General features: G+C 48.0%; 11 protein-coding genes. 1 reads left to right on the forward strand and 10 read right to left on the reverse strand.

Annotation, left to right across the window (positions count from 1 at the left end; translation table 11 throughout):
* Positions 1–8 precede the first annotated feature (8 nt).
* The 6 genes from FU672_RS23530 to FU672_RS23555 are packed head-to-tail and all read right to left on the reverse strand — an operon-like array spanning position 9 to position 4219.
* A complete protein-coding gene (locus tag FU672_RS23530; protein ID WP_148245063.1) occupies positions 9–1238 on the reverse strand; it encodes a baseplate J/gp47 family protein in 1230 nt (409 codons plus the stop codon).
* Positions 1235–1594 (reverse strand): contractile injection system sheath initiator, encoded by a 360-nt coding sequence (locus FU672_RS23535; protein ID WP_148245064.1) that lies wholly within the window; start codon positions 1592–1594, stop codon positions 1235–1237. The genes FU672_RS23530 and FU672_RS23535 overlap by 4 nt, the downstream gene beginning before the upstream one ends.
* Positions 1591–2256 carry a phage baseplate protein gene (locus FU672_RS23540; protein ID WP_148245065.1) on the reverse strand — a complete coding sequence of 222 codons (666 nt, stop codon included), beginning with the start codon at positions 2254–2256 and terminating at the stop codon, positions 1591–1593. The genes FU672_RS23535 and FU672_RS23540 overlap by 4 nt, the downstream gene beginning before the upstream one ends.
* The gene (locus FU672_RS23545) at positions 2249–3118 is read right to left on the reverse strand and encodes a hypothetical protein (protein ID WP_410053341.1); all 870 of its coding nucleotides are present in this window, start codon (positions 3116–3118) and stop codon (positions 2249–2251) included. Before FU672_RS23545 ends, FU672_RS23540 begins: the two co-directional genes overlap by 8 nt.
* Positions 3102–3407, reverse strand: coding sequence for a phage baseplate plug family protein (locus FU672_RS25500; protein WP_148245067.1), 306 nt, complete (start codon positions 3405–3407; stop codon positions 3102–3104). The genes FU672_RS23545 and FU672_RS25500 overlap by 17 nt, the downstream gene beginning before the upstream one ends.
* Complete coding sequence (locus tag FU672_RS23555) at positions 3404–4219, reverse strand: hypothetical protein (protein WP_148245068.1); 816 nt, start codon at positions 4217–4219, stop codon at positions 3404–3406. The genes FU672_RS25500 and FU672_RS23555 overlap by 4 nt, the downstream gene beginning before the upstream one ends.
* Before the next feature lie 80 nt (positions 4220–4299).
* Here FU672_RS23555 and FU672_RS23560 point away from each other — a divergent pair, with 80 nt between their 5' ends.
* On the forward strand, positions 4300–4746 hold the full coding sequence (locus FU672_RS23560; protein WP_148245069.1) for a hypothetical protein: 447 nt from the start codon (positions 4300–4302) through the stop codon (positions 4744–4746).
* On the opposite strand, the gene FU672_RS25310 is transcribed toward FU672_RS23560, so the two are convergent.
* Genes FU672_RS25310 through FU672_RS23580 form a run of 4 tightly spaced genes read right to left on the reverse strand, consistent with a single transcriptional unit; the run spans position 4747 to position 7605 of the window.
* Positions 4747–6621, reverse strand: coding sequence for a lytic transglycosylase domain-containing protein (locus tag FU672_RS25310; RefSeq protein ID WP_262349057.1), 1875 nt, complete (start codon positions 6619–6621; stop codon positions 4747–4749).
* On the reverse strand, positions 6618–6821 hold the full coding sequence (locus tag FU672_RS23570) for a hypothetical protein (protein ID WP_093955092.1): 204 nt from the start codon (positions 6819–6821) through the stop codon (positions 6618–6620). The genes FU672_RS25310 and FU672_RS23570 overlap by 4 nt, the downstream gene beginning before the upstream one ends.
* A gap of 11 nt (positions 6822–6832) precedes the next feature.
* Positions 6833–7246: a hypothetical protein gene (locus tag FU672_RS23575; RefSeq protein WP_148245070.1), complete on the reverse strand. Its 414-nt coding sequence runs from the start codon at positions 7244–7246 to the stop codon at positions 6833–6835.
* The gene (locus FU672_RS23580) at positions 7246–7605 is read right to left on the reverse strand and encodes a phage tail fiber protein (protein WP_410053342.1); all 360 of its coding nucleotides are present in this window, start codon (positions 7603–7605) and stop codon (positions 7246–7248) included. The genes FU672_RS23575 and FU672_RS23580 overlap by 1 nt, the downstream gene beginning before the upstream one ends.
* Positions 7606–7682 lie beyond the last annotated feature (77 nt).

Genomic DNA, 7682 nt, shown 5'->3' on the forward strand with positions numbered 1-7682 from the left:
TCCCCCAATTAAACCAATGTAACCGTGATGTCGGATGCCTGTATCGTTGGAACCTGGTCAATCCCCATGGTTACAGATGGCAAAAATGTTGTGCCATTCAGAGAGACCTGAAGAAGCAGAACCCCAACCGTATTCGGGTCTATTGATATGATGGGTGCGTAATATTTACCGGCATTGATAGTTGCACCTATTCTTGCTTTACCTATTCCTTCATATTCACCGTTAAAAACAGAAATAATCATGTTCTTAACCTGCTGAGTGATGTCACTCGGTGGGTTTAGAGAGCTATCAATTTGCACTTTAAAATAGACTCTTGTAGGCGATGCCTTGAGCCATTGCATGTCATATGAAGGATATGGTGGAAGATAGCTGACATTATCGTAAACAGTGTAATGCGTAGTCCCGTTAAGATTCGCGCCAGGGTTATATGTGCTGAATATGGCCTCGGCCACGTCTGCATCAGCTCCGCCATAAACTGATATAAAGATAGAATGTGCAACGACAGGGTAGCTTGTCGCCCCTTTGTTTACGGTGGCTGCAGTCCGGTTTGACCAGACATAGGCATCAAGCACTCCATTAGTAGCAAGAACGGCTGATAACACAGAGGCATCCTGATTGCGGCTGTTTCTCGCTACTGACTGCTGTCTGCGTGTCTCAAATGCAATTCGAGATTCAACATCAACGCCTACTACTCCGGGGTTTGTGTTTGTGATCGCATCCCAGCCAGGGACTGCTCGATAAATCTGATTCAGTGCGCCAGATGCACAAGATATCGGCCCCGTTGTTGTGTTAACAAACTGGACGTCAATAGAGCCTCCAGCGGGGATTACTGCTGAATCAATAGACTGGTATATGTAACCGCTCGTATCAATAGCCGTGCTTCCAGACGGAATGGTTGTTCCAACCTGTCCAATACACGTAGCTGTAACAACGGTTCCCTGCGCTGAAATTCGATCCATAAAATAGATGCGGCCAATACCATCCTGGAATCGTCCGGTTGCGTAATCAGGGTTGACCTGATTAAACAGACAAAGCAACTTATCGTATTCTTGGGCAATTATTTCTGTGTCTGACTGTGCAATCTGTCCTTGCGGTGAGCTAAGGGACTGGCTTGCACCGCCTCCTAATGCTGCGCTCATGTCTGTCAGTCGGCCTGACAAAATGTCCGCCACATCAGGAACGGAAAGTCCATTCTCTGTAATGGTTACATCAGGTACTGCAGTGTTTAATGTCGTCATAGTGTGGCCTGCGCTGTGTTTCCATTGATGTCGGTCACACGGATAGTTCCGCGCATATTGCGGGTGTTTTTATCGAAGAAAACATTCGCCAGCGCCTGGTCAACAATCGGCAGTTTGAGAGCTTCTGATTGCAGTTTCTGCTGGATGAAACTAGGCGTCGGGCGCTTGCCGAGAACATCGGTTTTCCACGGAATACCGAGTGTGGTGTCGTAATAGCACTCACCAGAGAAGACAAGACATGCGCTGGCGACATCCTGAGCAACAGAATATGATTCGTCAGCTATCGCAATATTGCCGCTGCCATCCAGCGTTAAATCCCATGTAGACACGTCTAATTGCATTGTTCTGTAGGTCATGCTGGTTTATCCGTGGTATTTGAAGTAACAGTGGAACCGCCAGTTTGAACGCCAGGAACAGGGTGTTTGTGCTGGTCATATTTGTCGCGTAGTGTTTTGAGCGATGCTGACTGAGTTCCAACATTATCTGTGATGTCTCCGCCAGCCCTGATATTTCCACTGACGTACATATCCGGCGTCGTGATGTTTACTCCATTGGGAGCGACGATATTTATTTTGTTATCAGTGAACTCAATGTATTGCGTAGGTTGTGTGTTGAGGAACCCGCCAAGATAAAGAGCATCTGATTTGCTGTGAGTTCTCTTGCTACCCGGAACAGATTGCTTGCGGTTAGCCCGTGCTATTGAATTGTCTCGGTCGCAGATCGCGATCATGCCAATATCTCCCGCTACAGGGTTCATAATGACGGCACTTGCACCGCGCTGAAGTCTGAACACCGGCACATTGAAGATTTTCGAGTTCTGGATGGTAGCGCCTGAAGGGTCTGTCCTGGTGACCAGCGGAATAACATCCACAACCAGATTTGGAGCAGTTCCGCGAATCGCCGTAACCTCAACAAGCTCAATAAAAAAAGCCCCTGAAAGGAGCTTCTTGAAGACATAAGAGAGATTTTCCGCATCACTAGTTTGCGCACTAGTGGGCGTAAATAAATAATCAGCCACTGGACGCCTCTTCTAATTTTCTGTTTGCGATGCACACCGAATGCCAGGGACCGTCTTCCATCCACGATGACAGCTCATGCGTTACACTGGTTAGCTTATAAACGCCGCTGGCGTGAGGAAGGGTTGTCTGCAGCTCTATGTCTCGCCCTGTTGTCAGAAGCGTTGAGAACTGCGTCTGGAACATCACGCCGCCATTTGAGAAGACCGGATATCCAATTAGCCCGTACTCAGGAGAGATAAGAGGCTTCACGTCGTCCTTTGCACTTTCCTGAGGCCAGAATGATATCGATGGTGGAGCAACAGACATCGCAATGCTGAGGTCGTCACAAAGCGATCGTAACTGGTCAAATACACTCCCCTCATAATGTGGATTGGAGATTACCTTGCCGTCTAAACCCACGATATATGGCTTATATCCTGCCGCCTTGCAGATAGCGTTGATAACGCTTGTTACCGGCGTTGAGCCATTGAATGAAAATGGTGATGCTGTTTTGTTCTGCAGGTCAGCATTGGCCGTTGCCGTAATCATCAGTGCGGTATTCGGTACAGAGTTCATGTTGGCGATGGAGGATGTCATGTAGCCCGCAAATATCGCGGTGTTCTCCACGAAAATCTTCATGCTGATACGCTCTGTATCAGTACCAAACAAGCCCATTGCTTTAGAAGACAAGGCTGCCAGCATTTCCAGGCCGAGCCCGAATAAGCTTACGTTTACCTGCGTTCCGAAGAGGTTTCCTGATGACTGAAGAGATACCGTCGCTCGGGCCTCGCTGATAGAAATTTGATTATTACCAGCATCATCGAATGATGATGTTTCATTCATAAACTCAAATCGAAGGGAGCGCTTACTGTACAAGTTCATTCTCCTCTATGTAGTAAAGAATGAATCTTCCACCAAGCCCATCGTAAGACGGGTCTAACTGGCCTACGTTGTCGAGGAAAACCAGATCGCCCTGAAACCCGAGATAGGAATAGCGGACCATTTTATTTCCGTACAGGCACGGAACGCCCTGCATGATGGGATTTCCATTAACGGTAAGGTCCATATATATGAAGCTTTCACGCTGAATCAGTCGTATGACGCATCTCTGACCTGCCAAATCCACAGAGACAGACTGTGACTTCTGCGGCTCAAGTGGAATTGTTCTCATGTGATGTTCTCGTTAATTTCTTTGGCAAGCTCAGCGGCCTTCTGAGTGGCGCTGTTAGTCACGTCGAGTATCGGCTTCGAAACGGTATCGAGAGCGCTCTGGAAGCTTGTTGAGATGGCGTTAGACGCTTTTGTGGCTATGCCTGACACTGATGTTTTTAGTGATGACCATGATTTCCCAAGCTCGTCTACAGTGGATGGTGTAGAGCCAGCGTCTTTCGTCGATGCCCCCATGCCTGTCACGCCCTGGCTAACAGAGTCATTCGTTGGCTTTGCTTCAGACTGAGCGCCGGACAAAACAACTTCCATCTGCTGCATGACCTCCTGAAAGTACAGGTAGATGGTCAGCATGCTCACGCCGCGCTGTGAATTAACCTCGTATGAATGGTCTACCAGGTCATAGCTCTCAAGCGTCTCTTTCGGCGTCTCTATGTCGTATGTGTTGGCCGTCGATAACATCGTTTTGATGGTTTCAAGTACGCTGCTCTGGCTGGTAAATGTCAGGTCGAAGATGTTTGGAATGCCGCCTGAGAAACCCGTCAGACCGGTAACGATGATTTCGCACCTGACAACAGACGGCTCTTTCACTTTGTTGATGGACTGATATTTCCCACCCTCAACAGGTGCATTCGTTATCTGAGCCCTGCCACTTGGCTGGATAGATGCCATGCCGCTGAACTCAAGCGCTACAGCTCCTGTGGTGCTATTTCTGATGACATACTGAGGATGTAGGACGCTGTCGATTATCGACAGTGGAGAACCACCGCCGATCGCATTAAATATGTCTGCGGTATTGAGGTCGATGATGCTCATTTGTTCACCAAGTTTTAATTTGTTGCGTGTTTTTGCATCGCGACATAGTTATGATCTAGAAAAACATCGTGAGGTTTAAAATGAAATCCAACTTCTGCTCTGCAATGGCTTTATCATCCATGCTCCTCAGCGCTTCAGCATTTTCAAGCGAGACACTTCCATCAGATGAAGTTGTTATTGAATCAGCATACGCTTGCATAGGAATGGCTAAGACCTATGGCGGAGATGCGCACCGCTTCGATTTCGAAAAAACAAAAGAATATATTTCGTCTGAAGTTGATGACTGCGTAAAAACACTTTCATGGTCGCGATTTGATGCAGCTAAAGGCAAGGATGTAGAACAGCAAATACGAGACAGCTGGAACAGAACTGCCTTTGATGTAAGCGATGAACAATACGCCTTTTACGCCAAGTTCCATGAACTTATGCAAAAAGGCGCTCACAAGGCAGCTCACCATAACATCTTCAGAGACGAGATGGCTCAAAAAGGAAAGGACAAATCAATGCCATTCCCTTTTACGAACTGATTACTGAACGGCACTGCTGAAGGCTGACGATGTTGCAGCTCTCTGCGATTGCTGTTTTACGCTCGATGTAAGCGCGTCTACTGTTTGCGGGTTCGTATTTACAATTACTTTATCTATAACTGTCTTACTACTTTGGCTGTTATCAATATTTCCTGCAGTGTTTTGCATTCTTGCATTAGCGAGTGATTGCTGTTGCAGGTAATACTGGTTTTGATACTGGTTGCTTCCTGACAACTTAAGGCCATTTTGCCAGTTTCCAAAACCTTCGTGTCGAGCCATGGCTGTGCGAAGCTTTACCATCACATTAGGGTCTGCAAGATTTAGCTCCTCATTCGCTCCCACCCCCAGATAAGATGAAACCTGTTTGATATAGGAGGAGGTATCATTTTCAGATGAAGGAGCCCAAGTGCTAATGATGTCCTTAACTGTTTTAAGTCTCTTGCCCGTAGTTTGGCCGTTAAAATACCTCATCAGCTGGCTGGACATTGCATCCCACCCCTCTTGCTCTGATGAATATCCGGCAAACCCTCCAACCCCTGACTTACCTCTAATATTTCCAGGGTTATTATTTTTGTCCGCTAGCGTTCTACCTGATGGATTGGATGCTACGCCAGCGTTCTCATCTTCGTAATCAATTCCTAGAAGTCGTTCAAGCCAGTGCTTCTGATAGATGAATGGCTTATCTTCATCTCTAAGGCCTTTTACAGAGTTTGGGGTCGTCGCATCTGCAATGTCCCCGCTAAAATATACGCCATCCCCTAGAAGACCAAGTCTACCTAATAATCCACCAACTCCCTTTCCACCACCCAGACCTGCCGCACCTGCCAGACCTACTGCATTTTTACCGATGTAAATACCAGCAAGTATTTTGAGGGCGTTTTCTGCTCCGCCTACAGCGTCAGTGAAAGCTTTAATTTTATCTCCGGCATCACGGAAAAAGCCGATGATGTCACCATGGTGGTCTTTAATCCAGTTACCAAACGCCTTAAGTGCATCTATGACTTCAGGAGCGAATGCAATCGCAAGGTCTTGTTTCAGTCGGTCAAACTCAGAGTCGAGTTGACCCAGCGTTACCACTAAAGCCTCCTGCTCCTTCACCTGCTGAGCAGTGATGTTTGACTTCTTCGTCTCTGAATCGACCAGTGACTTGAGCTCCCCAGATTTAATCTTGGCTGCATCAGTCGGGTCGAAACCTGCGGCTGCCATGACCTGCATCAGGTTCTCTTGAGAGTGATTCTTCCCGTATCGGGAGAACTCGCCAAGAGCTTTGCTCGGGTCGCCAAGGTTGTTGATATTCAGTCCTGTGCGAGCTCCTAGCACCATCAGGTTCTGAGCTGCTCCGGTAAGACCTCCAAACACAGTAGGGTCAGCAATGTTGGCAAGTGCCATACGAGCGCTGCCGGACGCACCAATGAAGGCGTCACCATTAAGCCCAGCCTGCTGGAAGCCGCGGCGAAGACCGAACATCTTGTTTACGTCTGTGCCGAAGAACTTAGCCTGGTTGCTTGCACGAACAATTTCGTTTGATGTGGAGGTGAAGAGCTGTTTGATGCCATACAGTCCAGCGCCAATCCCAAGGAATCCGGCTGCTGCTACATAGGCACCTTTAAAGGAAGATGCTGCCGCTGAACCAAATGATTTAACATCAAACGTGGCATCAGAGATTACCCGCCCAGTTTTCCGCGTAGAGCGTTGAATATCATCGCCAGTCTTGACGATTACCTTGCCAGTCTGCCTGGAGGTTTCATCAATGTCTCCGAAGCTTTTATCTACTTCGTTCTGAAGTTCCTTAACGCCCTCTTCAACCTTTTTCTTGCCGTTCAGGAACTCATCGGCCTTGATTGTGACCTTATAGGCCAACTCATTGATAATCATCGTTGCTCCTGATGCTTATGCCAGACGCGTTGGTTGAAGTTTTCAACTGATATAATTTCCAGCAGGTTGTACATATCTGCTACGGAAAGCTTCTCCTGAAGGTCCAGATAAGAGGCTTTGCCGGAGCAGATAATTGCGTTAATCGCTGAAGAAATGTTGACGGGCGAGACCAGTTTGGCCGGAAGAGACTCCTCATCCATGAAGGGGTACTTTACTCTCCGGCGATCGTTAAAAAATCGAAGTTAACCTTGAAGACTTTATCCAGTAGCGTGCGGATAGTGAAGACCTCTTCGAAATCCAGTTCACCTTTAACTTTTCGCTGCTGCCTGCCACTCTCTTTGGTGGTGACAATAATGTCCACCGTAGACATCAGGCGGTCTCGCAATTGGCGCGCAACTTCAGGAGATGATGCAGAGATAACGCTCAGACCAACCGTAGCCAGTCCTGCGCAACCCATGGCGATCACGTCTGCTGGGATTTCACTGAATCCAGAGTCCCCCATCGCGCGGAAGATATCCTGCGCCAGAGTGTCGGCATCCCATGCCGACATTTCTGTGATGAGAAATTCTTTACCCTTGTCGCGCCCCTCTTCTTCGACGATAAAAGGAATTTCTTTTCGAGCCATCAGATTGCGCTCCGGGTAGCCGTTTCAAAACGAAATACTGCTGGGCGAGGCTGAAGAACTCTGCGGCCTGGAGGGGTTGGAGTCCAAGTGTAGAGCACGCCGTTCACGAAGTTCCACTTAGCGCCTAACGCTGGCACTGTCAGGGTGGCATTACAGGCAAACGCAGAGATTGCCGTTCGCTCTGCCGCAATCCAGTCATCCAACAGGCTACTGGCATTCGACGTAGCCATAAGGTTGATGGTGAATTCTGTCGGGTTGAAGATGAAGCCAGCGTGGTACTTACCGTCAGCAGAAAACATATCTTCTTTGTTCTGAAGCGCACCGGTTTCAAACATGTTGTCGGCTGCGTAATCATCCACTATTAGACGTCAACTACCTTGGCCGATACGCGTCAACTACTCTGGCCGCCTTTGAGTTATTTCTTAGCTGACTGCTG

The sequence above is a fragment of the Enterobacter asburiae genome, from assembly GCF_008080435.1.
Lineage (GTDB): Bacteria > Pseudomonadota > Gammaproteobacteria > Enterobacterales > Enterobacteriaceae > Enterobacter > Enterobacter asburiae_C.

Bases quoted from the DNA above. Each gene is read 5' to 3' on its own strand.
- FU672_RS25500 (WP_148245067.1), bottom strand. From the start codon at position 3,407: ATGAGAACAATTCCACTTGAGCCGCAGAAGTCACAGTCTGTCTCTGTG.
- FU672_RS23535 (WP_148245064.1), bottom strand. From the start codon at position 1,594: ATGACCTACAGAACAATGCAATTAGACGTGTCTACATGGGATTTAACG.
- FU672_RS23560 (WP_148245069.1), top strand. From the start codon at position 4,300: ATGAAATCCAACTTCTGCTCTGCAATGGCTTTATCATCCATGCTCCTC.
- FU672_RS23530 (WP_148245063.1), bottom strand. From the start codon at position 1,238: ATGACGACATTAAACACTGCAGTACCTGATGTAACCATTACAGAGAAT.
- FU672_RS23555 (WP_148245068.1), bottom strand. From the start codon at position 4,219: ATGAGCATCATCGACCTCAATACCGCAGACATATTTAATGCGATCGGC.
- FU672_RS23570 (WP_093955092.1), bottom strand. From the start codon at position 6,821: ATGGATGAGGAGTCTCTTCCGGCCAAACTGGTCTCGCCCGTCAACATT.
- FU672_RS25310 (WP_262349057.1), bottom strand. From the start codon at position 6,621: ATGATTATCAATGAGTTGGCCTATAAGGTCACAATCAAGGCCGATGAG.
- FU672_RS23545 (WP_410053341.1), bottom strand. From the start codon at position 3,118: ATGAACTTGTACAGTAAGCGCTCCCTTCGATTTGAGTTTATGAATGAA.
- FU672_RS23575 (WP_148245070.1), bottom strand. From the start codon at position 7,246: ATGGCTCGAAAAGAAATTCCTTTTATCGTCGAAGAAGAGGGGCGCGAC.